The sequence below is a fragment of the Luteimonas sp. TWI382 genome (genome assembly GCF_039674545.1).
In the GTDB taxonomy this organism is placed as follows: domain Bacteria; phylum Pseudomonadota; class Gammaproteobacteria; order Xanthomonadales; family Xanthomonadaceae; genus Luteimonas.
In genome coordinates this window covers 142,529-169,524 of the sequence record NZ_JBDJNS010000002.1, presented here as the reverse complement: position 1 = coordinate 169,524, position 26,996 = coordinate 142,529, and the positions used below count along the sequence as shown (strand labels likewise).

The 26,996-nt window shown below is 69.6% G+C and carries 21 protein-coding genes, 1 tRNA gene and 1 pseudogene; 12 read left to right on the top strand and 11 right to left on the bottom strand.

Going from position 1 to position 26,996, the window contains the following annotated elements; genetic code table 11:
- Positions 1-28 precede the first annotated feature (28 nt).
- From ABE505_RS02160 to bfr, 8 genes and pseudogenes are all read left to right on the top strand, one after another.
- Positions 29-997, top strand: a complete 969-nt coding sequence (locus tag ABE505_RS02160; protein WP_346441778.1) for a YafY family protein — start codon at positions 29-31, stop codon at positions 995-997.
- A 214-nt stretch (positions 998-1,211) separates the two neighbouring features.
- Positions 1,212-1,565 (top strand): hypothetical protein, encoded by a 354-nt coding sequence (locus tag ABE505_RS02155; protein WP_346441777.1) that lies wholly within the window; start codon positions 1,212-1,214, stop codon positions 1,563-1,565.
- Between the two features lie 98 nt (positions 1,566-1,663).
- A complete protein-coding gene (locus tag ABE505_RS02150; RefSeq protein WP_346441776.1) occupies positions 1,664-3,823 on the top strand; it encodes a prolyl oligopeptidase family serine peptidase in 2,160 nt (719 codons plus the stop codon).
- 73 nt (positions 3,824-3,896) lie between these two features.
- The gene (locus ABE505_RS02145) at positions 3,897-6,110 is read left to right on the top strand and encodes a S9 family peptidase (protein WP_346441775.1); all 2,214 of its coding nucleotides are present in this window, start codon (positions 3,897-3,899) and stop codon (positions 6,108-6,110) included.
- An 80-nt stretch (positions 6,111-6,190) separates the two neighbouring features.
- Positions 6,191-6,267, top strand: a tRNA-Met gene (locus ABE505_RS02140).
- A gap of 356 nt (positions 6,268-6,623) precedes the next feature.
- A pseudogene (locus tag ABE505_RS02135) lies at positions 6,624-7,133 on the top strand (RNA pyrophosphohydrolase); the annotation flags it as partial.
- 151 nt (positions 7,134-7,284) lie between these two features.
- Entirely contained in the window at positions 7,285-7,494 is a 210-nt protein-coding gene (locus ABE505_RS02130; RefSeq protein WP_346441774.1) for a (2Fe-2S)-binding protein, read from the top strand.
- A 110-nt stretch (positions 7,495-7,604) separates the two neighbouring features.
- Positions 7,605-8,078 carry a bacterioferritin gene (gene bfr, locus ABE505_RS02125; RefSeq protein ID WP_346441773.1) on the top strand — a complete coding sequence of 158 codons (474 nt, stop codon included), beginning with the start codon at positions 7,605-7,607 and terminating at the stop codon, positions 8,076-8,078.
- Positions 8,079-8,113: 35 nt separating this feature from the next.
- Here the strand turns inward: bfr and ABE505_RS02120 are convergent, their stop codons facing one another.
- The 3 genes from ABE505_RS02120 to ABE505_RS02110 are packed head-to-tail and all read right to left on the bottom strand — an operon-like array spanning position 8,114 to position 12,948.
- Positions 8,114-10,489 (bottom strand): ATP-binding protein, encoded by a 2,376-nt coding sequence (locus ABE505_RS02120; protein ID WP_346441772.1) that lies wholly within the window; start codon positions 10,487-10,489, stop codon positions 8,114-8,116.
- Between the two features lie 5 nt (positions 10,490-10,494).
- Positions 10,495-12,303, bottom strand: a complete 1,809-nt coding sequence (locus ABE505_RS02115) for an EAL domain-containing protein (protein ID WP_346441771.1) — start codon at positions 12,301-12,303, stop codon at positions 10,495-10,497.
- Between the two features lie 51 nt (positions 12,304-12,354).
- On the bottom strand, positions 12,355-12,948 hold the full coding sequence (locus tag ABE505_RS02110) for a DUF4126 domain-containing protein (RefSeq protein ID WP_346441770.1): 594 nt from the start codon (positions 12,946-12,948) through the stop codon (positions 12,355-12,357).
- Positions 12,949-13,055: 107 nt separating this feature from the next.
- Between ABE505_RS02110 and ABE505_RS02105 the strand changes: the two genes are divergently transcribed.
- The 3 genes from ABE505_RS02105 to nudC all read left to right on the top strand — a co-directional run bounded on the left by ABE505_RS02105 (position 13,056) and on the right by nudC (position 15,169).
- A complete protein-coding gene (locus ABE505_RS02105; RefSeq protein WP_346441769.1) occupies positions 13,056-13,796 on the top strand; it encodes a DUF6776 family protein in 741 nt (246 codons plus the stop codon).
- Between the two features lie 32 nt (positions 13,797-13,828).
- On the top strand, positions 13,829-14,203 hold the full coding sequence (erpA, locus tag ABE505_RS02100; protein WP_047137413.1) for an iron-sulfur cluster insertion protein ErpA: 375 nt from the start codon (positions 13,829-13,831) through the stop codon (positions 14,201-14,203).
- Between the two features lie 78 nt (positions 14,204-14,281).
- On the top strand, positions 14,282-15,169 hold the full coding sequence (gene nudC, locus ABE505_RS02095) for an NAD(+) diphosphatase (RefSeq protein WP_346441768.1): 888 nt from the start codon (positions 14,282-14,284) through the stop codon (positions 15,167-15,169).
- Between the two features lie 7 nt (positions 15,170-15,176).
- Here nudC and ABE505_RS02090 read toward each other — a convergent pair whose 3' ends face one another.
- The 6 genes from ABE505_RS02090 to purD all read right to left on the bottom strand — a co-directional run bounded on the left by ABE505_RS02090 (position 15,177) and on the right by purD (position 22,441).
- The gene (locus ABE505_RS02090; RefSeq protein ID WP_183427746.1) at positions 15,177-15,626 is read right to left on the bottom strand and encodes a DUF2752 domain-containing protein; all 450 of its coding nucleotides are present in this window, start codon (positions 15,624-15,626) and stop codon (positions 15,177-15,179) included.
- Positions 15,626-16,009: a CD225/dispanin family protein gene (locus tag ABE505_RS02085; RefSeq protein WP_346441767.1), complete on the bottom strand. Its 384-nt coding sequence runs from the start codon at positions 16,007-16,009 to the stop codon at positions 15,626-15,628. Before ABE505_RS02085 ends, ABE505_RS02090 begins: the two co-directional genes overlap by 1 nt.
- Positions 16,010-16,274: 265 nt before the next feature.
- A complete protein-coding gene (locus ABE505_RS02080; protein WP_346441766.1) occupies positions 16,275-18,236 on the bottom strand; it encodes an MFS transporter in 1,962 nt (653 codons plus the stop codon).
- An 89-nt stretch (positions 18,237-18,325) separates the two neighbouring features.
- On the bottom strand, positions 18,326-18,820 hold the full coding sequence (locus ABE505_RS02075; protein WP_346441765.1) for an acyl-CoA thioesterase: 495 nt from the start codon (positions 18,818-18,820) through the stop codon (positions 18,326-18,328).
- An 83-nt stretch (positions 18,821-18,903) separates the two neighbouring features.
- Complete coding sequence (gene yccS / locus ABE505_RS02070; protein WP_346441764.1) at positions 18,904-21,108, bottom strand: YccS family putative transporter; 2,205 nt, start codon at positions 21,106-21,108, stop codon at positions 18,904-18,906.
- A gap of 40 nt (positions 21,109-21,148) precedes the next feature.
- Complete coding sequence (purD, locus tag ABE505_RS02065) at positions 21,149-22,441, bottom strand: phosphoribosylamine--glycine ligase (RefSeq protein WP_346441763.1); 1,293 nt, start codon at positions 22,439-22,441, stop codon at positions 21,149-21,151.
- A gap of 152 nt (positions 22,442-22,593) precedes the next feature.
- Here purD and ABE505_RS02060 point away from each other — a divergent pair, with 152 nt between their 5' ends.
- On the top strand, positions 22,594-24,066 hold the full coding sequence (locus ABE505_RS02060) for an alanine/glycine:cation symporter family protein (RefSeq protein WP_346441762.1): 1,473 nt from the start codon (positions 22,594-22,596) through the stop codon (positions 24,064-24,066).
- 13 nt (positions 24,067-24,079) lie between these two features.
- Here ABE505_RS02060 and ABE505_RS02055 read toward each other — a convergent pair whose 3' ends face one another.
- Together ABE505_RS02055 and purH are read right to left on the bottom strand one after the other, a co-directional pair.
- The gene (locus ABE505_RS02055; RefSeq protein WP_346441761.1) at positions 24,080-24,958 is read right to left on the bottom strand and encodes a hypothetical protein; all 879 of its coding nucleotides are present in this window, start codon (positions 24,956-24,958) and stop codon (positions 24,080-24,082) included.
- Positions 24,959-25,358: 400 nt separating this feature from the next.
- Positions 25,359-26,960, bottom strand: a complete 1,602-nt coding sequence (gene purH, locus ABE505_RS02050) for a bifunctional phosphoribosylaminoimidazolecarboxamide formyltransferase/IMP cyclohydrolase (protein ID WP_346441760.1) — start codon at positions 26,958-26,960, stop codon at positions 25,359-25,361.
- Positions 26,961-26,996 lie beyond the last annotated feature (36 nt).

Sequence of the window (26,996 nt, the reverse complement as noted above, 5' to 3'; positions counted from 1 at the left end):
GGCCGCGACGACGGGCCATAATCGGCCCATGGACCGATACGAACGCATCCTCTCGCTGCACCGCATCCTCAAGACCTCGCGCTACCCGGTCACGGTGGCCAGGCTGCAGGACGAACTGGAATGCTCGCGCGCCACCGTCTATCGCGACCTGGCGTTTCTGCGCGACGCATTGATGGCGCCTGTCGTGGGCGATGGCGACGCAGGCTTTCGCTACGACAGCGCTGAGGGCGACCGCTTCGAGTTGCCGGGGCTGTGGCTGAGCTCGGGCGAACTGCATGCGTTGCTCGCCGCCCAGCAACTGCTCTCGCGCAGCGGCGGCGGGGTGCTGTCGAGCGCGCTGGCGCCGCTGCAGTCGCGGATCGAGAAACTGCTCGACGAACACTCGGCCGGCAAGCAGTGGCCTGTGCAGCGGGTGCGCGTGGTGCCGCATCGCGGCCGACGCATGGACGAGCATGCCTTCCGCAACGTCTGCTCGGCGGTGCTCGAGCGTCGGCAGCTCGCGTTCGAATACCGCGCCCGCTCGACCGACGAGCGCACCCGCCGCACAGTCTCCCCGCAGCGCATCACTCACTACCGCGATAACTGGTATCTCGACGCCTGGGACCACGACCGCGACGCGTTGCGCAGCTTCTCGGTCGATCGCATCACCAATGCGCGCATGCTGCCCGGGCAGGCGCGCGACATCGCGGATGCCGAGCTCGACACCCACCTGGCGGGCAGCTACGGCATCTTCTCCGGGCCGCCCAAGGGCGTGGCGACGATCCTGTTCGAGGCCCGTGCCGCGCGCTGGGTTGCCGACGAGCACTGGCATTCGCAGCAGCAGGGCCGGTTCCTGCCCGATGGCCGCTATGAGCTCAAAGTGCCCTACAGCAATGCGCGCGAGTTGTTGATGGATGTGCTGCATTACGGCGCCGATGCGCAGATCGCCGAGCCCGTCGCGCTGCGCGAGCAGGCCCGCTCGCTGCTGGAACTGGCGCTGTCGAAGTACGAGCGCTGATCGGCGCGGTTCGCACGATCAGCGCTGCGCCCCGGCGTGCGCCCGCCGCATGCTGGCGGCAGTCAGGCTGCCGTTCTGCCGGAGGGCGGCACTGCACGGCGCAAGGGCAGGACGTGATATCCCGTGCCCATCGGTTGCGATGTCGCAATCCATGAGATGGCCGCGACCCAGACTCTCCGCACGGCCCGATCCGGGCGCTGGGAGCTCTGCCGCCATGTCGAATGTCTTCGAACCGCCTGCCTCCGATCCCCGTGCCCTTCTCGGCGCCGGCCTGCTCGGCCTGCTGTTCCTGGGCAGTGTCGCGCTGCTGTCGTTTCCCGGGCTGCGCAGCGGCGTCGCCGTGGTCGGCTGGCCGCCGCTGTGGCTGGTCGGCATGCCCGCGGCCGCCTGGCTCACTTGGTGCGTGCTTCGCCTGCCGCGCCGCCGCAAGCTGGCCTCGTCAGCGGTCTTGCGGCGGCGTCGGCCAGGCCTTGCCCAGGCGGCACGCCGTCCCGCGCCGCGCCGCCGGCCGGCCACACCGTTGCGTGCCGCGCTCGCGGCGGCGGGCTGGTTGCCGTTGGGCCGCTGAGGCCGTGTGCCCGAAAGGGATGACTTTGGTCATGCGGCGGCTGCCGATGCCCGTGCTAGCGTTGGCGGTTACTTAGATCCCCGCCCGCCGGAGGCGCCATGTCCCCGTTGTCCAAGCTCTGCCTCGCCGCCGGGATCTCCGCCGGCCTCGCGATGGGCGCCGCATCCGCCCAGGAGCCTGCCGTGAACGATCCCTACCAGTGGCTCGAAGCCGTTACCGACGACAAGGCGCTCGACTGGGTCCGCACCCAGAACGCCAAGGCCGAAGCCGAACTGGCCGCCACACCCGAGTTCAAGCAGCTCGAGTCCGACCTGTTGGCGATCTACGATTCCGACGACAAGATCCCGGTCGCCTACAAGCAGGGCGAGTGGTACTACAACTTCTGGCGCGACCGGAACCACGAGCGCGGCATCTGGCGCCGCACCACGCTCGAGGAGTACCGCAAGCCGCAGCCGAAGTGGGAGACCGTGCTCGATCTGGACGCGCTCAACAAGGCCGAGGGCGAGAACTGGGTCTGGCACGGCGCCAGTTGCCTGCGTCCGGCCTACACCCGCTGCCTGATCGCACTCTCGCGCGGCGGCGCCGACGCGGACGTGACGCGCGAGTTCGACGTGTCCACCAAGTCGTGGGTCGACGGCGGCTTCTTCCGCGAGGAAGCCAAGGGCGGCCTGGGCTGGATCGACCAGGACAACGTCTACGTCTATACCGATTTCGGCGACGGCTCGCTGACGTCCTCGGGCTACCCGCGCATCGTCAAGCAGCTGGCGCGCGGCCAGTCGATGGACCAGGCCACGCTGGTCTACGAGGGCAAGCCGGACGACATGTACATCGCGGCGATGCGCGACGACACGCCTGGCTTCGAACGCGACTTCGTCAGCCGCACCCTGGCGTTCTACAACGATGAGCTCTACCTGCGCGGCGCCGACGATGCACATCGATGTGCGAGTGGTGCGGGCGCAGGATGCGCAGGCGCGTCCGGTCAGCTGACCAAGGTCGACGCGCCGAACTCGGCGAACAAGTCGGTCCATCGCGATTGGCTGATGCTGGAACTGCGCGAGGCCTGGAACGTCGGCGGTCATGCGTACCCGGCCGGTTCGCTGCTGGTGACGAAGTTCGACGACTTCATGGCCGGCAAGCGCGAGTTCGAAGCACTGTTCGAGCCGACCCAGACCACCTCGCTGGCCGGCGCGACCTGGATCAAGAATCACCTCGTGCTCAACGTGCTCGAGGACGTCAAGAACCGGCTCACCGTGCTGACCCCGGGCGCCGACGGCTGGGCGCGCAGCGCACTGGCCGGGGTGCCCGAACTGGGCACGGTCGCGGTCACCGCGGTCGACAGCGACGAATCGGATGCGGTGTGGATGACGGTGACCGACTACCTCACGCCGAGCACGCTGATGCTCGCCGAGGTCGGCAGCGGCCGGGCGCCGGACACGCTGAAGACGATGCCGGCGTTCTTCGACGCGTCCACGCACGAAGTCGAGCAGCATTTCGCCACGTCCAAGGACGGCACTCGCGTGCCGTACTTCCTGGTGCGCCCGAAGGACATGGCGCTCGACGGCAGCAACCCGACGCTGCTCTACGGCTATGGCGGCTTCGAGATCTCGCTCACCCCCGGCTACTCGGGCGGCGTGGGCAAGGGCTGGCTGGAGAAGGGCGGGGTGTACGCGGTCGCCAACATCCGCGGCGGCGGCGAATACGGCCCGCGCTGGCATCAGGCCGCGCTCAAGCAGAACCGCCACAAGGCCTACGAGGACTTCGCGGCCGTCGCGCAGGACATGATCGCCCGCAAGATCACCTCGCCGGCGCATCTGGGCATCCGCGGCGGCAGCAACGGCGGCCTGCTCACCGGCAACATGCTCACTCAGTATCCCGAACTGTTCGGCGCGGTCGTGATCCAGGTGCCGCTGCTCGACATGCAGCGCTATCACCAGCTGCTCGCCGGTGCATCCTGGATGGCCGAGTACGGCAATCCGGACAAGCCCGAAGAGTGGGAATTCATCCGCACCTTCTCGCCGTATCACCTGTTCGATCCGGCCAAGGATTATCCGCCGACGCTGATCCTGACCTCCACGCGCGACGACCGCGTGCACCCCGGCCACGCCCGCAAGATGATGGCCAGGATGTCGGAGGCCGGGAAGGACGTGCGCTACTACGAGAACATCGAGGGCGGCCATGGCGGCGCGGCGAACAACCGCCAGCAGGCCCACATGGATGCGCTCTACCTGACGTTCCTGTGGCAGCAACTGGGCAAGTGATGCCATCGCGCACCGGCCGCCTTCGCGGCCGGTGTTCTTTCTGACGTTGCATCGGCAGCGAGTGGACCCACCTATGAAGACATCTTTCCCCCGCGCGGCCACGTTGCTGGCCGCGCCGATCCTGACGAGTCTGAGCCTGATGAGCGCTTCTCCCGCCACCCACGCCGCCGAGCCGGCCCCACCCGACGCCGAGCAGCGCCCGCATACCGTCAAGGCACCGCACGGCGCGACCCGCGAGGATGTCTACTACTGGCTGCGCGACGACAAGCGCGAGGACCCGGCGATGCTGGCGTATCTCAACGCCGAGAACGCCTATGCCGACACGGTGCTCGCGCCGCTCAAGCCGCTCGAGGACCGTCTCTATGACGAGATCGTCGGCCGGATCCAGCAGGACGACAGCTCGGTGCCGTACCGCGATCGCGGCTTCTGGTATTACGCGCGCTTCGAGACCGGCAAGGATTACCCGGTCCATGCCCGCCGCGCGGACGGTCCCGGAATCGATGCACTGTCGATCCAGGCCGCGAACGCCAAGGGCGACTTCGCCGGCGAGCAGGTGATGCTCGACGTCAACCAGCTCGCCGAGGGCAAGGATTACTACGCGGTCGGGGACTGGGACGTGACCCGTGACAACCGCATCCTGGCCTATGCCGACGATACCAACGGCCGGCGCCAGTACACGGTGCGCTTCAAGAACCTGGAGACCGGCGAGGTCTACCCCGAGACCATTCCCGGCGTGTCGGCGAACCTGGTCTGGGCCGACGACGGCAAGACCCTGTTCTACGTCGAGAACGATCCCGAGACCCTGCTCACTGTGCGCGTGAAGAAGCACGTACTCGGCACGCCGGTCGCCGACGACGTGCTGGTCTACGAGGAGAAGGACGACAGCTTCTACATGGGCATCGATCGCACGCGTGACGACCGCTTCATCGTCATCGGCCTGGGCAGCACCGTGTCGAGCGAACTGCGCTATGCCCCGGCCGACAATCCCGAGACGTTCACCGTGCTCGCTCCGCGCGCGCGCGACGTCGAGTACGACGCCGACCACCACGGTGACCGCTGGGTGATCCGCACCAATGCGGACAAGGCGACGAACTTCAAGCTCGTCACCGCGCCCAGCGATGCGACCTCGCGTCAGCAGTGGACCGATCTGGTACCGCACCGCGACGACGTCTATATCGAAGGCTACGAACTGTTCGACGGCTTCACCGCCATCGAAGAGCGCGCGCAGGCGCTGACCCGCGTGCGTGTGCTCAAGGCCGATGGCAGCGACACGTTCGTGCAGGCCGACGAGCCCGCCTACGCGATGGGCCTGTCGATCAATTCCGAGCCCGACACCGACTGGCTGCGCTACAGCTACACCTCGCTGACCACGCCGGCGACGACGTTCGAGGTCAACACGCGCACCGGCGAGCGCCGCCAGCTCAAGCAGCAGGCGGTGATCGGCTACGACCCGTCCAACTACGTCACCGAGCGGGTGTGGACGACCGCGCGCGACGGCCAGCGTGTGCCGGTGTCGCTGGTCTACCGCAAGGGGTTCGCGAAGGACGGCACCGCGGCGATGCTGCAGTATGGCTACGGCAGTTACGGTGCATCGATGGATCCGGGCTTCAGCGTGACCAACGTCAGCCTGCTCGACCGCGGCATGGTCTATGCGATCGCGCACATCCGCGGCGGCGAGGAAATGGGCCGCGCCTGGTACGACGACGGCAAGCTGCTCAACAAGGTCAACACCTTCACCGATTTCATCGACGTCACCGACGACCTGGTCAAGCGCGGCTACGCTGCGCCCGATCGCGTCGCCGCCTACGGCGGCAGCGCCGGCGGCCTGCTGATGGGCGCGATCTCGAACATGGCGCCCGAGAAGTACCGGGTGATCCTGTCGCAGGTGCCGTTCGTCGACGTGGTCACGACGATGCTCGACCCGAGCATCCCGCTGACCACCAACGAGTACGACGAATGGGGCAACCCGGAAGACAAGCGCTACTACGACTACATCCTCGGCTACTCGCCCTACGACAACCTGCAAGCCAAGGCCTACCCGGCGATGTTCGTCGGCACCGGGCTGTGGGACTCGCAGGTGCAGTACTGGGAGCCGGCGAAGTACGTGGCGCGGTTGCGCGACGTCAACACCAGCACGCATCCGGTGGTGTTCCGCACCAACATGGAAGCCGGCCACGGCGGCAAGTCGGGACGTTTCCGTCGCTACCGCGAATCGGCCGAGATGTACGCGTTCATGCTCGACCAGTTGGGCCTGCGCGAGACTCCGGCGGCATCCGTCGCCCGCTGAGGCGAGGGCGGTGGCCCGTTGACGCGGGCCGCCGCGCGTTGCAGAATGCGCGGCTCGTAGCGAACGCGACGGCGCCCGATGGCTATGTAGCTCAGCCGGTTAGAGCACAGCACTCATAATGCTGGGGTCGGTGGTTCGAGTCCACCCATAGCCACCATCGGGGCTTCCTCGAGAACCCGCCGCCCGGCGGGTTTTTGCTGTCTGCGGTCTGCCTGCCATCGCGCCCGGCACCGGCGCACGGTCGCGTACCTGGGTCCTTCGTCTGTGGCGCCATGCGAGCCTGCGTTCGCGCCTGGGAGCAGCGCGCAGGGGCACGGGCCGCTGCCGCGGCGGCGCGACGCTTCCCCCCCGCCAAGACCCGGCGCGCAGATCCTGCGCCCCAACCTGAACGCCGCCATGCAAGGCCGCCGCGGGCGTGGCGCGCGCCGAGGCTGCGACCGCTTGTCGCCCCGCCGGACCCGTGGCAGAGTCGAGCACAGTGACGCTCAGTCAATCGTATTAGGAGTCCGCATCGTGATCGATCCGGACGGGTTCAGGCCCAATGTCGGCATCGTGCTGATGCACCCGGACGGGCGCGTGTTCTGGGCGCGTCGGGTGCGTCGCGACGGCTGGCAGTTCCCGCAAGGCGGGATGAATACCGACGAGACGCCGCTCGAGGCCATGTACCGCGAGCTGCGCGAGGAGACCGGGTTGCTGCCCGAGCACGTGTCTGTGCTTGGGGCCACGCCCGGTTGGCTGCGCTATCGCCTGCCGCAGCGGGCGATCCGCCGCAACGACCGCATCGTCTGCATCGGGCAGAAACAGGTCTGGTTCCTGCTGCAATTCGTCGGCGAGGAGACCCACCTGCGGCTCGACCTGTCGGACAAGCCCGAGTTCGACCACTGGCGCTGGGTGGATTTCTGGTACCCGCTCGACCATGTGGTGGTGTTCAAGCGGGGCGTCTACGTCAGCGCGCTGCGGCATCTGGCGCCGTACGCGCGCAAGGTCGCCGGGACCCAGGCGATTCCGCAGGCTGCGGTCGAGCGGGCCCGTGGGCGGCGTCCGCAACGACGTGCGCGTCGCGCCGAAGCGCTGCGCAACCGGGATTCCGACGGGCATAACTGAACGCTTCTCATTTGACAGTGATTCTCGTTTGTGGCCGAATGGACACCCAGCCCCGGCCAGGACCGCAGCCTTGTTCGTCTGCATCTGCAACGGCGTCACCGACGCCCAGATTCGCCAAGCCGCCGCACACGGTTGCCGCGAGGTGTCCGAACTGACGATGCGCACCGGTTGCGGCGCCACCTGCGGCAGCTGCACCGACATGGCCGCCAGCCTGCTCGACGAGTACCACGCCGCGCGCGCGCCGACGTTCGAACTGCCGCTGATCGCCTCGGCTGCCTGAGGCCGCCACGCCGTTCCATTCGACGCGAAGGAATGCGCACGATTCGCGTTCCTTCATCTGCGCGCGTGTCCGGCTAGAGTGGCGCCTTTCCCTCGACAGGACGCACCGCGATGAAGGGCGACGCGCAGGTCATCCGCTACCTCAACCAGGCGCTGTACAACGAACTCACGGCGATCAATCAGTACTTCCTGCACGCCAAGATGCTCAAGCACTGGGGGCTGGAAGCGCTGGGCAAGCATGAGTACAAGGAATCGATCGAGGAGATGAAGCACGCCGACGCGCTGTCGGAGCGCATCCTGTTCCTCGAAGGGCTGCCGAACTTCCAGGCGCTGGGCAAGCTGCGCATCGGCGAGACGCCGCGCGAGATGCTCGAGTGCGACCTCGCGCTGGAGATGGACGGCCTGCCGGTGTTGCGCGAGGCGATCGCGCATTGCGAGCAGGTCGGCGATTTCGTCAGCCGCAAGCTGCTGGCCGACATCCTCGAAAACGAGGAGGAGCATGTCGACTGGCTGGAGACGCAGCTCGACCTGATCGGTCGCATCGGCGAAGAAAACTATCTGCAGAGCCAGATGGGCGACGACTGATCGCCCTCGGCGCGGGGGCGCGTCCGGCGCGCCGATCAGCCGGCGGACGGCACCCGCGCCCGCAATGCCTGGCGCGCGCGTGCGAACGCCACGTCCAGTTGCCGCGCCGCGTCTTCGGCATCACTGAGCGTTCCCGCTCGCGCGGCTGCCTCGATCCGCTTGGCCTCGGCCGACAGGGCCAGCGCGCCGAGATTGGCGCTCGAGGACTTGAGCGAATGCGCCGCTTCGCGCATCGTGGCCTGGTCGCCCGCCGCGGCCGCGGCATTGAAGCTGGCGAGCAGGCGCGGGGTGTCGTCGAGGAACACCGCCACCAGCCGGTCGACATCGTCGCCGAGCAGCTCGCGCAGATCGTCGAGCACCTCGCCGTCGAGCACATCGGATTCTGGCGCCTCCGGCACCGCCGGCGCGGGTGGCGGGACGCTCGAAGCGGTCGCTGGCGCGGGGGGCTGCATCTCGGCTTCATTGGCAGGCGGCATTGTCCCGCCGGTGGACCCTGGTGCCGCCTGCGCATCGGCCGACCCCCAGCGCGCCAGGCAACGCACCAGCTCGCCGCGCGTGACCGGCTTGGCCAGGTAATCGTCCATGCCCGCGTCCAGGCATTTCTGCCGATCGCCGGCCATCGCATTGGCGGTCATCGCGATGATCGGCAGGCGGCGCCCGGTGCCGGAGGCCGCCTCGCGCTCGCGCCAGCGTCGGGTCGCCGCGTAGCCATCGAGCACCGGCATCTGGCAATCCATCAGCACGATGTCGTAGCTACCCTCGATGAGCTTGTCCAGCGCGATCTCGCCGTTGCCGGCGGTATCGCATTGCAGGCCCAGCACGCCCAGCAAGCGCTGCCCGACCATCTGGTTGACCGGGTTGTCCTCGACCAGCAGCACACGAGGCGTCGGCGCAGTGGCGGCCTGCGTCGCGTGGGGCGTGGGCGATTGTGTCCTGCGCGTCGTCGGGACGGCAGTGCGCGCAGGCAGCATCGGTTCGGGCTGCCCGGTATCCGTTGCCTCACCGGGCACCGTCTCGCCCAGCACCGCCTCGCGCAGACGCACGTCGGACGCCTGCCGATGGAGCACGATGGCGTCGTCGTCCGGGCCGTCGATCGGCTCGTCTCCCTGTAAGCAGACCAGCCGGGGTTGCCCGTAGTCGGCAGGCCGGGCGAGATTGCGGCGCAGCGCCATGCCGGCATCACGCAGCCCGGCCAGGTCGGCGACGACGATCGACCAGGCCGCGGCCGCGCTGCTTCCCGCTCCCTGGCGCAGCAGTTCGAGCGCTTCGTGCGTGGTTTCGACCGCCTGCACGCGCAGGCCCCAGTCCGCCAGCAGCATCGACAGGCGGGCGCGCAGGCGCGGATCGACGGTCAGCAGCAGCGCCGCGCCCGGCCCCGATGCGCCGGCACCCGTCTGCAGGTCGCCGCGGGCCTTGCGCAGCGGGATCTCGAACCAGAACGTCGATCCGGCGCCTGCCGCAGAGGTGACGCCGATGCTGCCGTCCATGAGTTCGACGATCCGCCGCGAAATCGCCAGGCCCAGCCCGGTGCCGCCGTAGAGCCGCGTTGTCGACGCATCGGCCTGGCTGAAGGCCTGGAACAGCCGCGATTGGCTTTGCGCCGGAATACCGATGCCGGTATCGCGGACCTCGAAACGCAGCCGGTGGTGCGTGGCCGTCTCGCCCAGACGCCGCACGTCCACGGTGATGCCGCCGCGTTCGGTGAACTTCACCGCGTTGCTGAGCAGGTTGCTCAGGATCTGGCGCAGCCGGACCGGATCACCGCACACCGCCAGCCGCACGGCTGGATCGATCTGCAACTGCATGCGCAGCCCCTTGGCCCGCGCCTGGCGATCCATCGGCTGGATCACACTCTGCAGCAACTCGCGCAGGTTGAAGCCGGTGACCTCCAGGTCCAGCCGGTCGGATTCGAGCTTGGAGTAATCGAGGATGTCATCGACGATGCGCTGCATCTGCTGCGCCGACTGGTAGGCGGTGCGGACCAGTTCGAGGTGGTCGACCGGCAACGGCGCGTGCAGCAGCAGGTCGAGCATCGGGGTGATGCCGTTGAGCGGCGTGCGGATCTCGTGGCTCATCGTGGCCAGGAACTCACCTTTGGCCAGCACTGCCGATTCGGCCGCGGTCTTGGCCTGTCGCAGCTGCTGCTCCAGGTGCGTGTGCGCATCGAGCTCGCGTTGCAACTGTTTGCAGGCCTGGGCATCGCGATGCGCCTGGGCCTGCGCGTCCTCGAGCGCGTGCTGCTGCGCGCGCAGCGGCGCGCCGGACGCGAACACTGCCGCTGCGGCTGCGGCCGCCAATGCGGCGGCCACGAGCGACCAAGGACCCGGGACGGCGAGCGCCTGCAATGACGCGGCCACTGCCGCTGCGATCGCGGCCAGCAGTGCGCCCCAGCGCAAGGCAGAAAGCGACATCGCCGCTACAGCACCGAGTGGTGGAAGTCGAAGTCGAGCGCGTCGGCGACGCGCTGCACCAGGTTGCCCTGGATGTAGTCGATGCCGCTCATCCACAGCGTCGCGGCGGCCTGCGGGTTCTCGACCTGTTGACCGATCACCTGCAGTCCGAGGCGGTGCGCGCGTTCGACCGCGCCGCGCATCTCGTCGCGGATGCGCGGTTCGTCGAGCTGGCGCGAGTATCGGCCCGACAGGCGCACGAAGCCCAAAGGCAGCTGCGCGAGCAGCGCATTGGCCTCTTCGCCATCGCTGTACTGGCCCAGGCACAGCTGGACGCCGGCCGGGACCATGCGCGCGCAGAATTCCTGCAGCCACAGCGCGTGGATCAGCGCATCGTCCTGGCGCACGTCGATGACCAATGCAGCGCCGGGTATCCCGGCCTCGTGCAGGCGCTGCAACAGCCAGTCGGCATAGCCCGGTTGCACCAGGCTGCGCGAGGATTGCGACACGAACAGGCGCATCGCGCCGCCGCGCTGGGTGCGCTCGGCCAGAGTGGCGATCGCCAGTTCGAGCACGCGCCGGTCGATGTCCAACAGCACGCCGGCCAGCTCCGCCGCCGGCAGGATGCGCGCGGCCGAATGGAGTTCGCCATCGCGTCCGCGCAGCCGCAGCAGGGTCTGGTACTGCGGTTCGTCGCCGCCGGCGACCGAGACGATCGGTTGGAATGCCAGTTCGATGCGGCCCTCATCGAGCGCGCCGCGCAGGTCTTCCGACAACGACGGCGGCGCGTCCTCGCCGCCTGCGGGCGGCGCCGGCATGTGTACGGCGATCCCGGCCGGCGTGCCACGCGCATCGCGCAATGCCTGTTCGGCGGCAGCCAGCGCGGTGCCCGGGTCCTCATAGGCGTGCGCGAGATCGGCGTAGCCGATCAGCGCACGCAGACGCAGGCTCTGGCCCGCGAGCGGGAACGGATGGCTACCGATGCCGTCGCGCAGCCCGCGTGCCCAGACGTCGAGCGCGGTCCGGTCGATCTGCGGCGCAAACACCAAGAAGGTGTTGTCGTTCAGGCGCGTGGCGGCCGCGCCTTCGACCAGATGATGCAGGTGGCGGCCGGCATCGGTGAGGATGGTCTCCAGTCCGGCGTAGCCGTAGCGGTCGCGCAGCGCGGTGATGCCCTCGATCTCGACAAACGCCAGCGCCCCGCGCGGCTGCGCCGGGATCGCCTCGGCGAGCTTCTGCAGCAACTGCAGCCGGCTGTTGAGGCCGGTGACCGGGCTGCGACCCGGATCGGGCATCTGCTGCAGGGTGCGGGCCCGGCGGATGCGGTTTTGCACCGCCGACACCAGGTGGCGCGGCCGGACCGGCTTGGTCAGGAAATCGTCGGCGCCCACTTCCAGCGCCTCGAACTGGCGCTCGGGGTCGACATCGCCGGTCAAGAACACGACCGGGATGTGCCGGTGCGCGGGCTGCTGGCGCAGCAGCGCGGTCAGCTCTGCGCCATCCATGCCCGGCATGTGCAGGTCCATGAGCACCAGGTCCGGGCCGAACTCGACCACGGTCGACAGGAATTCGTTGGCGATCGCCACCACGCGCGCTTGCAGGCCGGCGCCGTTGAGCACGCTTTCGGCGAACAGCGCCTGGCTCGGGTCGTCCTCGACGACCAGGACCCGGTACGGCCGACCGTCGTCGGTCAACGTCGCGGCCGCGTCCATGGGCTCCGCAGCAGACACATCGGCGGCATCGGGCAGCGACGGACGGCCGGCGTCGGCGGCCCACCGCCTCCAGTACGCAGTGGGGGGGAACTCCGCGCGTTGCGGCTTGTCGGGATCGGGCATGGCGGGGGAGGAACGAGAAGCGTGGGAAGCGCTCACTTTACCCGGCCGCGATCAGGAGCGCGGCAAGACGGCCGCGCGTGTGCGCCCACGGCCGAACAGCCGTCGCCACAGCCAGGCCAGCACGAGCAGGCCGCTCAGGCCGATCGCCACGACCAGCGCCAGGGCCAGCCAGGGCGAGGCGAGGACCAGCCCGAGCGCACCGACGGTCATCGCGTCCTCGGTGGAGGAGGCGGCGATGTTGCTGACAGGTTCGGGCGACAGATTGAGCAGCAGCCGCGTGCCCGATTTGAGCGCATGGCTGGTCAGCGCCACGCCCGCGCCGGTGGCGAGCATCCCGGCGCCCAGGTCGCCGTCGGGCGAGAGTGCGGCCGCGGCGAGGAAAGCGCCGGCCGGCACGCGCGCGAGCGTCTGCAACAGGTCCCAGCCCGAATCGACGCCGGGGATCTTGTCGGCAAAGAATTCGGTCACCGCCAGCGCGCCCGACACGCCCAGCACCCAGGGCGAGGCGGTGGCCTCGAGCGCGGGGGGCAGGTCGAGCCAGCCGAGCGCGCCGGCGACCCCGACACCGAAGACGGTCAGATAGGCACGCACGCCGGCCAGCCACGCCAGCACCACACCGATCGCGAACAGATGGGCTTCCGACATCGCGACCTCCCGGTTCGCCGCAGCGCGGGGCGCGGCGCACGATGGCGACGAGTATAGGGAGCACAGCCGCTTGACTGCGATTCGCCGCGCTCGCTATACCTTGTCCGATGATTCCACCCGAGCCCACCGGGCAGCCCCCGACGCCCGCCACGCCAGGCGCGTCCGCCCGTCCCTCGCAAGACCCGCGCTGGACGCGCGTGCTGCTCGGCCTGACGGCGGTGTCGCTGCTGTTCGGCCTGTGGGGGGCGTGGCAGGTGTTTGCGCCGGGGGCCGCGCATCCGCAACGCCAGCTCGCCGCACAGGCCGCCCAGATCGAGGACCTGCAGCAGCAGGTCGCCACGCTCACCCGCTCCGACCAGATCAGCCGCGACGCGAACCGCGAGCTGCAGGGAACGCTGGCCGAACGCGACGAGGAGATCGCCGCGTTGCGCGCCGACGTGGCGTTCTACGAGCGCTTCGTCGGCTCGACTTCGCAGGGACGCGAGCTGAGCGTCCACGAATTGCGCATGCAGCCCCGGACCGATCAGGGCTGGCACTACACCGCCACGCTGACCCAGAGCCTGGCCCGCGATGCGGCCAGCGAGGGCGAGATGCGGCTGGCGATCGAAGGCACCCGCAACGGCCGGCTGCAGACGCTGGCCTGGTCGGACCTGCGCCAGCGCGCTGACGCCCCCGGCGTGCCGTACGCGTTCAAGTACTTCCAGCAGGTCGAGGGCGACATCGTGCTGCCGCCCGGTTTCCAGCCACTGCGGGTGACCGTGCGGCTTGCGCCCAAGGGCCGCGGCGCGGCCGTGGAGCGCGCGTTCAGCTGGGCCGACGTGACGCCGCGTTCTGCGCCCGAGCCTTGAACGCGGCCGCCGGCCCCCCCATCCTGTCGGGCATGAGCGAAGTGCTGACCATCGAGGGCCCCGGCTACCAGTCCCTGGAGCGGCCGCTGGAATTCACCCCTGCAGCGGCGGCCAAGGTGCGCGAGCTGATCGACGGCGAGGGCAACCCGGCGTTGAACCTGCGTGTCTACATCCAGGGCGGCGGCTGTTCTGGCTTTCAGTACGGCTTCGAGTTCGACGAGGAGCGCGCCGAGGACGACCTGGCGATCGTCACCGACGACGTCACACTGGTGGTCGATCCGCTGAGCCTGCAGTACCTGATGGGCGCGGCGGTGGACTATGTCGAGAGCCTGCACGGGGCGCAGTTCACGATCCGCAACCCGAACGCGAAGTCGACCTGCGGCTGCGGCAGCAGCTTCACGGTCTGACCGCCTGCCGGTCGGCCGGCGCCAGCGCCGTGCGGTCGATGTCGCCATCGCGACACGGCAGCCGGCCATAATCCCGGCATGGACTTCCGTTTCGTCGAGGCGCCGCTCGATCGCGCCGAACATCTGCGAACCGACAGCGCGGCGCTGTCGCGGCTATGGCCCCAGGCGCGCGTGCTGGTGCTCGATGCGCACGGCGATGCGGCCGTCGATGCCGACGGCGCACCCCCGGCACTGACCGGGACCGCGCTGGGCGAGCGCCCGGATTCGGCGGTGTTCCTGGGCCTGCACGGCGAGCAAGGCTGGTTCGCGCTGCCTGCAGGCGATGCCCCCGAAGGCCTGTCTGTCCACGGGGTCGTGGATCTGCGCAGCGCCGCGGCGTCGTGGCCGTTACGCGACTCCACCGCCTTCGCACAGGCGCGCGCGGTGCTGCACTGGCGTGCGCGGCATCGCCACTGCGGCGCTTGCGGCGCAGCGCTGCAGTGGGCGCGGGCCGGCTGGCTCGGCCGTTGCCCGCAATGCGGCACTGAACACTACCCCCGCACCGATCCGGCGATCATCGTCGCGGTGACCGATGGCACGCGGTTGCTGCTCGGCCGCCAGGCGGCCTGGCCGCCGCGCCGCTATTCCACGCTTGCCGGCTTCGTCGAGCCGGGCGAAACGCTCGAGCAGACGGTCGCGCGCGAGGTGTTCGAAGAAAGCGCGGTGCGGGTGCGCGGTTGTCGGTATCTCGCCTCGCAGCCCTGGCCGTTCCCGTCGTCGCTGATGCTCGGTTTCCTCGCCGATGCCGAGCCCGACGTCCCGCGCGTCAACGACGAGCTGGAGGACGCGCGCTGGTTCGATGCCGATGCGATCGGCGCGGCGTTGCGCGATGCCAATCCGGAGCTGTCGTTGTCGCCCGCGCTGTCGATCTCGCGCTGGCTGATCGCACGCTGGTACGCATTGCAGACCGGCGCCGAGGCCGGTTGAAGGGCTGTCAGCCGAGTCCGCCGGGCGCAAGCCAGGTGAACGGCGGCCACGGCAGGTTGCGCGCGACCCAGTAGACCGACAGCAGCACCAGCCAGAACGTGGCCGTCGACAAGCGCGCAGCGACCGGCTGCAGCCAGGCGGGCCGCCAGCCCAGGCGCCAGGCGAGCGCGAGTGGGGAGAGCGCGAGCAGCACCAGCAACAGCGGGTTCATCGAGAACGCCTGCGGCAGGTCGCCATGGACCAGCGCGTGCAGGCACCGGGTCAGGCCGCAGCCGGGGCAGACCCATCCGGTCGCGGCGTAGAACATGCACGGCGGGAACGGGCTGCCCGGGGCATTGGGATCGAACGTGCGCAGCAGCCAGACGCCGGTCGCGGCCACCGCCAGACCGCCGCCCGCGAGGGCGACGGTGGCGGCGCGCACGCGCGCCAGCGGGCGCTGGCCGTGCACGTGGGACATCAGATGTCGCTCTGGATCTGGTCGAAGATCATCTGGTACTGCTCCATGCCGCCGCCCAGCGTCAGCGAGTAGATCGTCCACAGCAGGCCGATGATGCACAGGCCGGTGGTGACCCAGCACCAGGTCTTGGCGGTGTTGGACGCGCGCTGTGCGCCTGCCAGATCGCCCTGGCCCAGCAGCGTATTGACCTTGGCCGAGAACACGATCGCGACGATGCCCGGGATCGTGCCGACGATGCAGCACAGGCACAGCGAGAGCACGGTGGCGATGATCGACCAGGCCAGGTGGTTGGGCACCGTGCCCGGGGCGATCGGCGTGCCGGGCAGCGGGGTGCCGGGTGCGTCGTACGGATTCGGCGGCGGCGGGGGCGGGATGGTGCTCATGGTGGTGCTCTCCTGGAGAAAGGCGGGATGGTGTGACGGACTGCTCGGATTCGGGACCGCGCGTGCAGCCTAGGTGGAAACGGCGTCGTGGAGATGTAGACGCCGGGGCGGAGTCGTGTCATCGGCAGCATGCTCGGTGCTGACGTCGAGGGCGTGGCTGGATTGGCGTGCGACTCCCGACAAAACGGCTGGCCTGCAGCGCAGGCGGACCTGAACGGACGCAAGCGTACCTGAGCCGGGCATCGGCAGGCAGAGGGCGACGCGCTCAGGCGGCATCGCCACGCAGGGCCCGGACCTCGGCCTCGAGCGCCGCGGCGGTGAGATCGGCCGATGCCTCGATCCGCGGCGCGGCAACGACTTCGATGCGGGCGCGCAGACGCCGCGGCACGCGCATGCGGGCAAAGCGGCCGCGGGCGTGCGCGTGGTGGCGGCTCCACATGCTGGTCCACATGCCGCGCAGCGCCAGCGCGACCACCGGCACCTGTTGGCCGCGCGCCTGGGCACGCGCCAGGATGCGCTCCACGCCTGTGCGGAATGCGGCGATCTCGCCATCGCTCGTCAGCCGGCCCTCGGGGAAGATGCCGACCAGCTCGCCTTCCGCCAGGGCGGCATCGATGGCGTCGAACGCGCGCTGCATCAGCGCCGGGTCGTCTTTGGCGCCGGCGATCGGGATTGCCTTGGCGTGCCGAAAGATCCAGCGCAGCCCGGGGATGGCGAAGATGCGGTGGTCCATCACGAACCGCACCGGCCGCGGGATCGCCGCCGACAGGATCAGCGCATCCATGTAGCTCACGTGGTTGCAGACGATCAGCGCCGGACCGTCGGCCGGAATCGCCGGATCGACGCCGCGCTCGCGCAGCCGGTAGAGCGTGCGGACCAGCACCATGCTGACCAGCCGCATCAGGAACTCGGGCACGATCGTGAAGATCCAGATCGCGACCATCAGGTTGGCGATCGCCAGGCCCAGGAACATCTGCGGCACCGTCAGGCCCGGCAGCGGCAGCGTCAGGTTGCCCAGCGACAGCGATTCGCGTTGCACCAGCACGCCGATCACTGCCGCGGCGACGATGAACAGCGAGTTCTGGATGTTGAGCCCGGCGATCACCCGCGACAGTTCCGAACGCGGCGTGCGGCTCTGGATCAGGGCGAACAGCGGGACGACGAAGATGCCAGTGAACAGGCCCACGCCGACCAGGTCGGCGACGATGCGCCAGCCGCCGGGACCTTCGAGGAAGGCCGCGATCGTCAGGCCGGTCTGCGGCGGCAGGCTGGGCCGGGCGCAGTACAGGTCGAGCAGCATCGCGCTGATGCCGAACGCGCCGACCGGCACCAGCCCGATCTCGACAGTGCGCCCGGACAGCTTTTCGCACAGCAGCGAGCCGGCGCCGACGCCGACCGAGAACAACGCAAGGGCGAAGATGTACAGCGCGGTGTCGTTGACCACGCCGCCCAGATAGATCTCGGCGTAGGTCGGCAACTGCGCGGTCAGCACCGTGCCGACGAACCAGAACCAGGACACGCCCAGGATCGCGTTGCGCACCGCCAACTGGCGCCTGGCCAGGCGCATCACCGCCCGCGATTCGGGGATCGGATTCCAATTGACCTTCAGCGTCGGCGCTCCCGCATCCACCTTCGGGATCAGACGCGCGACCAGGTTGCCGGCGACCGCCAGCGCGACCACCGACGCCGCTGCGGCTTCGGGCCCGTAGCTGCCGGCGAGCTTGAACACCAGCCCGCCGTAGATCATGCCGGCCAGGATCGAGATCGACGTGCCCATCTCGACCAGGCCGTTGCCGCCTGTGAGCTCTTCGGGCCGCAGCACCGAGGGCAGGATCGAGTACTTCACCGGGCCGAACAGGGTCGACTGGGTGCCGGTCAGAAATAGCGCGACCAGCAGGACCGGCATGCTCTGCAGCAGGAAGCCGACTGCGGCGAGCGACATGATCGCGATTTCCATCGCGGTCGTGATCACGATCAGCGTCTGCTTCTCGAGCTTCTCGGCGATCTGACCGGCGATCGCCGAGAACAGGAAGTAGGGCAGGATGAACAGCGCCGGGGCGAGGTTGGTGTAGAGCGTGCGTTCCGCGGTGCCCACGCCGAGGAAGAACAGCAGCGCGATCACCGACTGCCGGTAGACATTGTCATTGAACGCGCCGAGCGCCTGGACCGTGAAGTAGGGCAGGAAGCGCCGCTGCCGCAGCAGGGCGAACTGGGACTGGCCTGACATGGCGGCTCCTGGACGGACTGCGCGGAGCCTAGCAGGTCGGCATTGCGGTCCGACCAGGGCGCGTCATGGCGTGCAGCGCGCCGACGCGCTCAGGGGGGCGCATCGCTCGTACCGCGCACCGCCCGGTAGCGTTGCTCGAGCTCCTGGCGGATCTGGCGTCGCTGCCGGCCCTGTTCGAGGCGCCGGCGTTCTTCGGCGTTGGCCGGCTCGCGCGCCGGGACCGGCACCGGGCGGCCCTCGGGATCGACCGCGACCATCGTGAAGAAGCAACTGTTGGTGTGGCGGACCGAGCGGGCCTGGATGTTCTCGGCGATGATCTTGATGCCGACTTCCATCGACGTGCGGCCGGTGTAGTTGACCGAGGCGAGGAATGTCACCAGCTCGCCGACGTGGACCGGTTCGCGGAACGTCACCTGGTCGACCGACAGCGTCACCACGTAGCGTCCGGCATAGCGGCTGGCGCAGGCATAGGCCACCTCGTCGAGATACTTGAGCAGCGTGCCGCCGTGCACGTTGCCGGAGAAGTTCGCCATGTCCGGGGTCATCAGCACGGACATGGTCAGCGTGGCGTTGCCTGGGATCATGCGGTGGGCCTGGTGGGAGCGGCCTGGAGGATGGCATGCGCCGTGGCGGCCGTCATCGGGTCGGCGGCCGCCCCGCCGCCGCCTCAGCGGTCAGCCACGGCTTGGGGCGCAGTGGCCGGCGTGCTTGCGGCCTCCGCGGCCGCGCGCAGGTCGGGTAACAGGCGCAGCAGCAAGGCCAATTGGGTACCCAGCAGCCGCCGCCGCGGATCGGTCGTGGCATCGCCGGCGCGCTCGAGTGCCTCGGCCAACGCAGCCTCCGTGGCCGCGTCGGCGGCCGGAGGCGCACGGCGCGCTGACAGCGCGGCCGCGAGGTTGGCCAGTGCGCTCTGCAGGCGTGCGCCGGCCGTGAACATCGCATCGTCGGCCTCGCCGTCGAGCGCGCCGCGGTGCGCGCCCAGCCCCGACAGGTAGCCGAGCACGGTGTTGGACACCGCCAGAAACCGGAACGCCGCATCGAGGTCGCGCCGGTAGCGGCCCGGCTCGCGCAGGCGGTTGGACAAGGCCACCGACAACGCCGCTTCGGCGTTGTGCATGTCGCGCCGGGCGACCCGGTAGGGCAGGTCGTCGCGCATGCCGCTGCGATACTGCTCCAGCACTTGGCCCAGGTAGCGCGCATGGGCATCGACGACCCCGGCCATGACCAGGTGCAGTTGCCGTCCCCGCCAGTCGGGCAGGATCAGGAACGAGGCGGCCGCGGCGATCGCGCAGCCGATCAGGGTGTCGAGCAGGCGCGGCCAGATCAGCACGAAGCCGTCGCCGATCAGATTGAAGCACAGCAAGGCCATCACCGTGATCGCCGCGGTCGCGAGCGCGTAGCGGTCTGTGCGGCTGACGAAGAACACCACCGCGGCCAGCAGCGCCAGCAGCAACTGGACCTCCACGCCGACGAACAACTGCATCAACGCCCAGGTCGCGGCCAGGCCAATCAAGGTGCCGGCGATGCGCTGCGCCAGGCGCCGGCGCGTCGCACCGAAGCTGGGCCTGCAGACGAAGGCGATGGTCAACAGGATCCAGAAGCCGTTGCGCGCGCCGATTGCGTGCATGACCGCGTAACCGGCGCACAACGCGATCGCGATGCGCAGGCCGTGGCGGAACAGCACCGAGGTCGGGCTCAGCTGCCGGGCCAGCCGCGTGGCCATCTCGCGCAAGGTGTGCGGCGAGGCATCGCGCAGGCGCGTATCCATGCCCTCCAGTGGCGCATCCGACAGGGTGTCCTCGGCCAGCCGGCGGTCGATCGCCTGCAGGTTGCGCACCAGCGATTCGAGCGAGGCGAGCAGCCGGGTCTGCCGGCCGTCGCCGCGTGCGTGCAGATGGTCGAGCGACTGGCGCAGGTCGATCATCGCCTGACGCGTGCCGGCGCCGTACTGGAACGGGCGACGCAGGCGGATCGCCTCGCCGAGTGCGCGGCAGGCGCGGCCCTGGAGCTCGAGCAGCCGTTGGCCGCGATAGAGCACGTCGCTGTGGAAGAACGCCTCGGCCAGCGCCTCGTAGGGGTAGTGGGACGAACTGGCGCGTTCGTGGAATTCCTGCGCCATGTAGTACAGACGGAAGTACAGCCCCGATTGCACGCCCGGGCGACCGGAACGGCCGAAACGGCTGATGATCGCGTTCTTGGTGGCCTCCAGCGCGGCGACCACGCGCGCATTCTGCTCCGACAGCGCGAGCCGGCGTGCATGCAGGTCGCGGTCGCGGATCGGTTCGAACAGCGCCGCCTTCAGCTGCAGGTAGCGGCCCAGTTCGGCGAACAGCCGGGCCAGGCGCTCGCGGACCGGGCGATTGGCGACCAGGATCGTCCACAGGATCGACAGTGCGCCGTACCAGGCGGCGCCGGCGAGCAGGGGCCCCGCGTCGCGCCAGGCCGCATCGGCATGACCGCCGCCATGCTGGTCGATGCCGATCGCCGCATACAGCATCAGCGCCACCGTGCCCTGGGCGATCGATGCGTAGCGTTCGCCCAGTGCGCCGAGCAGGGTCAGCGCGAACGTGGTGGCGGCCAGGCAGGCGATGAAGGCCAGCGGGTACGGAAACAGCAGCGTGACCGCGCCGGCCGCTGCGCCAAAGCACAGCAGCGACAGCACCACCGCCTTGAGCCGGCCGAGCCAGTTGTCGTCGGTCTCGGCCATCGCGCTGGCGATGATGCCCAGGAACACCGCCGGCAACGCGGCCAGCTGTTGGTCATGCCAGCACAGCGCCATCGCGCCGCCGAACGCGATCGACACGCGCAGGGCAGTGCTGGCCTTCTCGTGGGCCCACAACCGGGTCAGGCGCTCGTTGATCGGGGACGGCATGCGGACGCGGGACGGTCGTGCGGGGCGGCGCGGTTCGGCCTCAGCCGCGCTCGCGTTCGATCGCCCGCCAGCCGATGTCCTTGCGATGGAATTCGCCCGGCCAGGAGATGCCGGCGATCTCGCCGTAGGCCCGGTGCTGGGCGTCGGCCACCGAATCACCGAGCGCCACGACGCACAGCACGCGCCCACCCGCGGTCACCGCCTGGCCGTGCGCATCGAGCCGGGTGCCGGCATGGAAGACCTTGGTATCGGGCAGTGGCGGCGTGTCCCAGGTATTGATCGCATCGCCGGTGCGCGGCGTGTCGGGATAATGTTCGGCGGCCATCACCACGCCCAGCGCCGGACGCGGGTCCCAGTGCGCCTGCATGCCATCGAGCGCACCATCGATCGCGGCCTCGACGAGCGCGGCGAAATCCGAGGTCAGCCGCATCATCACCGGCTGGGTTTCCGGGTCGCCGAAACGGACGTTGAATTCGATGACCTTCGGCGCACCGCTGGCGTCGATCATCAGCCCGGCATAGAGGAAGCCGGTGAACGTTGCGCCGTCGGCGGCCATGCCGCGCACCGTCGGCTCGACGACTTCGCGCATGATCCGCGCGTGCACCTCCGGAGTGACCACCGGTGCCGGCGAATAGGCGCCCATGCCGCCGGTGTTGGGGCCGGTGTCGCCGTCGCCCACGCGCTTGTGGTCCTGGCTGGTCGCCATTGGCAGCGCGGTCAGGCCGTCGACCATCGAAATGAAGCTCGCTTCCTCGCCGTCGAGGAACTCCTCGATCACCACGCGCGCGCCGGCGCTGCCGAAGGCATTGCCCGAAAGCATGTCGTGGATCGCCGCCTCTGCTTCGTCCAGCGTGGCGGCGACGATGACGCCCTTGCCGGCGGCCAGGCCATCGGCCTTGACGACGATCGGCGCACCGTGCTGACGCACGTACTCGATCGCGGTGTCGGCTTCGGTGAACACCGCATAGGCGGCGGTCGGAATGCCGTGGCGGGCCAGGAAATCCTTCGCGAAGGCCTTGCTGCCCTCCAGCTGCGCGGCGGCTGCGGTCGGCCCGAAGATGCGCAGGCCCGCGGCCCGGAAGCGGTCGACGACGCCGGCGACCAGCGGCGCCTCGGGACCGACCACGGTGAAGGCCACGTCCTCGTCGCGGGCCAGCGCCAGCAAGGCATCGAGATCGGTTGCGGCGACATCGACGTTGCGGCAGCCGGCCTCGCGCGCGGTCCCTGCGTTGCCCGGCGCGACCAGCACGTCGCCGACCTGGGGCGACTGTGCAAGCTTCCAGGCCAGGGCGTGCTCGCGGCCGCCGGAACCGATGACGAGGACCTTCTTCATGCGCAACTGACCGGATATCCCAAAGGAACACCAGTCTAAGGCCTGCGGCCTGAGCTGTCGGCGCGTCCGGGGTTGCGACACCCGTCGCCACGGGCGGCGTCAGGCGTCAATGCTAGGCTCGGTGGTTTCGTGCACAGGAGCCCAGACCGACGATGGATGTGGTCCAACTGGTCGAACGCGGTCTCTCGCCGATCGTCGCCGCCGTCAATGGCGTGCTGTGGAACTATCTGCTGGTCGGCGTGCTGCCGTTGGTCGGCATCTGGTTCAGCCTGCGCCTGGGCTTCGTGCAACTGCGACGCTTCCCGCAGATGCTGCGCAACCTGCACCGTGGCACTGAGGACGACCCGGCCGGCATCTCGCCGCTGCAATCGTTGTGCACCTCGCTCGCGTCGCGCGTGGGAACCGGCAACCTGGTCGGCGTGGCGCTCGCGCTGGGCATCGGCGGGCCGGGCGCGATCTTCTGGATGTGGCTGGTCGCGTTCTTCGGCATGGCGACCGCCTACACCGAGAGCGCGCTGGCGCAGTTGTACAAGCGCCGCGATGCGGCCGGCCACTACCGCGGTGGGCCGGCCTTCTACATGGCGCAGGGCCTGCGTGCGCCATGGCTGGGCGCGATCTTCTCGGTCTGTCTGGTGCTGGCGTTCGGCCTGGTGTTCAGCGCCGTGCAGGCGAACTCGATCTCCGAGGCGGTGTCGGAAGCCTGGGGCGTGGATGCGGCGTGGGTCGCGGGCGTGCTGGTGGTGCTGGCCGCGCCCGTGATCTTCGGCGGCCTGCGGCGCGTGGCGCGCATGGCCGAGCTGGTGGTGCCGGCGATGGCGTGCGGCTATCTGCTGCTGGCCGGTTGGGTGGTGCTTACGCACCTGGGCGAGGTGCCCGCGATGCTGGCAACGATCGTGCGCAGCGCGTTCGGCCTCGACCAGGCGGCCGGCGGCATGCTCGGCGGCCTGTCGGTGGCGTTGCTCAACGGCGTCAAGCGCGGACTGTTCTCCAACGAGGCCGGCATGGGCAGCGCACCCAATGTCGCCGCGTCCGCCACGCCCGTGCCGCATCACCCCGCCAGCCAGGGCCTGATCCAGGCATTCGGCGTCTTCATCGACACGCTTTTGATCTGCACGGCCACCGCGTTGATGATCCTGCTGTCGGGTGTCCTGCCGGTCGGCGGGGACGGTGCGGTGCTGACCCAGCAGGCGATGGCGGTGCATTTCGGCAGTTGGGGGCCGACGTTCATCGCCGTCGCGTTGTCGCTGTTCGCCATTACTTCGATCTTGGGCAACTACGCTTATGCCGAAAGCGCGGTCCTGTTCCTGCGTGGGGGGCGCGCCGGCCTGTTCGCGCTGCGCATCGGTTGCCTGGCGATGGTGGCCTGGGGCGCCTTCGCGAAGCTCGACATCGTCTGGGACACCGCGGACGCGGCAATGGGGCTGATGGCGACGGTGAATCTGGTGGCGGTGGTGCTGCTGTCGGGCGTGGCGATCAAGCTCACGCGCGACTACGACCGCAAGCTCCGCGCCGGCGACGCCTCGCCGCGGCTGGACGCGGCGGATTTTCCCGAACTGGGCGACACCATCGACCGCAGCATCTGGACGGCCCGCAAGACCGTCGCACCGGTGCGCGACGACGGCTGACCGCGCGATCGCGTCAAGCGCAGCCGTCGCGTTGCAGCACCGGCGGGACGCGCCATGCGTTCGTCGCGGCATCGAAGGGCACGGTGTAAGTCCGGTCGATGCGGCGGCCGCAGGCCTCGCCGTATTCGCGCACGCGCAAGGGCCAGGCGACGACGCCGGCGTCGCGCGCGTCGACGTCGAGTTCGAAGGTGAGGTCGTAGCCGGTATCGGGTGGGCAGTCGTCGCGCTCCGCGCATCCGGCCATCGCGCCGAGGTTGTCGAGGCTGCTGCGCAGACTTGCGGCCACCGTGAAGCTGTCGCCGTCGGGCAGAACGAGGCTGGTGTTGCCGATGGTCAGCCCGTGGGCGGTGAACCCGTCTTCGATGACGAACCCATGCAGATGCGGCCCCACGCGGCGTACATCGACATCGGCGACATCGCCGGTGCTGCCGAAGTCCACCAGGTGCGCGCGTGCATCGGCCACAGCGCGCGCGCCGTCGGCGCGCAGCGCGAAGAGGTCGATGCGCGCAGTGGTGGCGTGGCCGGCATCGTCGGGCACGCCGCAGACGGCGACGAACTCGGCCGGCGCATCGTGGGTGCCGATCGCTGCGCGGGCACAGACCTCGCGTGTGGCCGCGTCGTCGCCCAGTTCGTCAGCCAACGGCAACCCCGGCCAAGTGCCCACGAGTTGCGCGAGGTCGCCGTACTGGGTCACCAGGTAGTCGCGGACCCAGCCGCCGGGCAGGCCGACCGGCGCGCCTGGCTCGACAGCCGTGTCGTCCGCGTTTGCCGTCCTGGGTGCAGGTGTGGCCACCGCCTCGGCCGTTGTCGCCGGCAACGCAGCGGCGGCCGGTGGCTGCGCCTGCCCGCAGGCCGACAACGCCAGCGCCGCCAACACGCTCGGCCAAGCCATCTTCGTGGCAACGCGACACCAGGACGCACGGACCATCGCAACCTCCATGAGCGGGCTGGCGCCGACGATAGCGCGCCTGCCGGCAGGCTGGAGTGATTGCGGCGCGAAGACACGCCAGCCCCCTGAGTCAGGGGGCGATCAGCGCCATCGGCGCGGAGGGGGGTGTGGACGCCGCTGGCCGGGGCCCGAGGTTTGCGCAGCAAACCTTGGGATTGATGCCAGCTTCGCTGGCATCGGCGTCGCATCAATGGTCGGTCGAGCACGGATGCCCAAGGCCGACGCCAGCCCCCTGAGTCAGGGGGCGATCCGCGGCATCGGCGCGGATGGGGGTGTGGACGCCGCTGGCCGGGGCCCGAGGTTTGCGCAGCAAACCTTGGCATTGATGCCAGCTTCGCTGGCATCAATGCCTGAAGTGACGCACCCCGGTAAACACCATCGCGAGGTCGTGCTCGTCGGCCGCGGCGATCACCTCGTTGTCGCGCATCGAGCCGCCGGGCTGGATCACCGCCTGGATCCCGGCCTCGGCCGCGGCGTCGATGCCGTCGCGGAACGGGAAGAACGCATCGGAGGCCATCACCGATCCGGGCACCACCAGACCGGCGTCGCCGGCCTTGATGCCGGCGATGCGCGCCGAGTACACGCGGCTCATCTGGCCGGCGCCGACGCCGATCGTGCGGTGGTCCTTGGCATAGACGATCGCGTTGGACTTGACGAACTTCGCCACCCGCCAGGCGAACAGCAGGTCGCCGAGCTGTGCCTGCGTCGGCGCGCGCTTGGTCACGATCTTCAGCTCGTCGACGCTCACTTCGCGCACGTCGGCCGTCTGCATCAGCAGGCCCGAGCCCACGCGCTTGACGTCGACGTTGTTGCGGCCGTCGCCGTGCGGGATGCGCAGGACGCGCACGTTGGCCTTCTTGGTCGCGTAGTCGAGCGCGGCGGGATCAAAGTCGGGCGCAATCAGCACCTCGACGAACTGGCGGTCGAGAATGACCTTTGCGGTCGCGGCATCGAGCGTGCGGTTGAACGCGATGATGCCGCCGAAGGCCGAGGTCGGATCGGTCGCGTAGGCCAGTTCGTAGGCATCACCGCAGGCTGCGCCGACGGCGACGCCACAGGGATTGGCGTGCTTGACGATCACGCAGGCCGGCGCCTCGAACTGGCGCACGCATTCCCACGCCGCGTCGGCGTCGGCGATGTTGTTGTACGACAGCTCCTTGCCCTGCAACTGTGTGAAGGTCGCCAGCGTGCCGGGCACCGGGTACAGGTCGCGGTAGAACGCCGCCTGCTGGTGCGGATTCTCGCCGTAACGCAGGTCCATGACCTTGACGAAGTTGCCATTGCTCTGGCCGCCGAACGGCGCGCGTTGCGCCGCGCCGGCGTCGGAAGGCTCGGCGATCGCCGACAGCACGTCGCTGATGCGCGCATCGTACTGGGCGACGCGGTTGAACGCGGCAACCGACAGCGCGAACCGGGTTGCGGCCGACAGCGCGCCGTCGTGGGTGTCGAACTCCTGGATCAGCGCGGCGTACTGCGCCGGGTCGGTCGCGACCGCGACGTGCGCGAAGTTCTTCGCGGCCGCGCGCAGCATCGCCGGGCCCCCGATGTCGATGTTCTCGATGATGTCGTCGAACTTCGCGTCTGCAGCGTAGGCCACGCGCTCGAACGGATAGAGGTTGAGCACCAGCAGGTCGATCGCCTCGATGCCGTGCTCGGCCATCACCGCATCGTCGGTGCCGCGGCGCCCCAGCAGGCCGCCATGGACCTTGGGGTGCAGCGTCTTGACGCGTCCGTCCATGATCTCGGGAAAGCCGGTGACGTCGCTGACGTCGCGCACCGCCAGTCCTGCCTCGCGCAACGCCTTCGCGGTGCCGCCGGTCGACAGCAGTTCGACACCGCGCGCGGCCAGCGCGCGGGCCAGGTCGAGCAGGCCGGTCTTGTCGGAAACGGACAGCAGGGCGCGGCGGATCTGCACGGGCGCGCCGGACGAAGCGGAGACGGTCATGGGGAGGCTGCGAGCGGAAAGAGCCCGCGATTATAG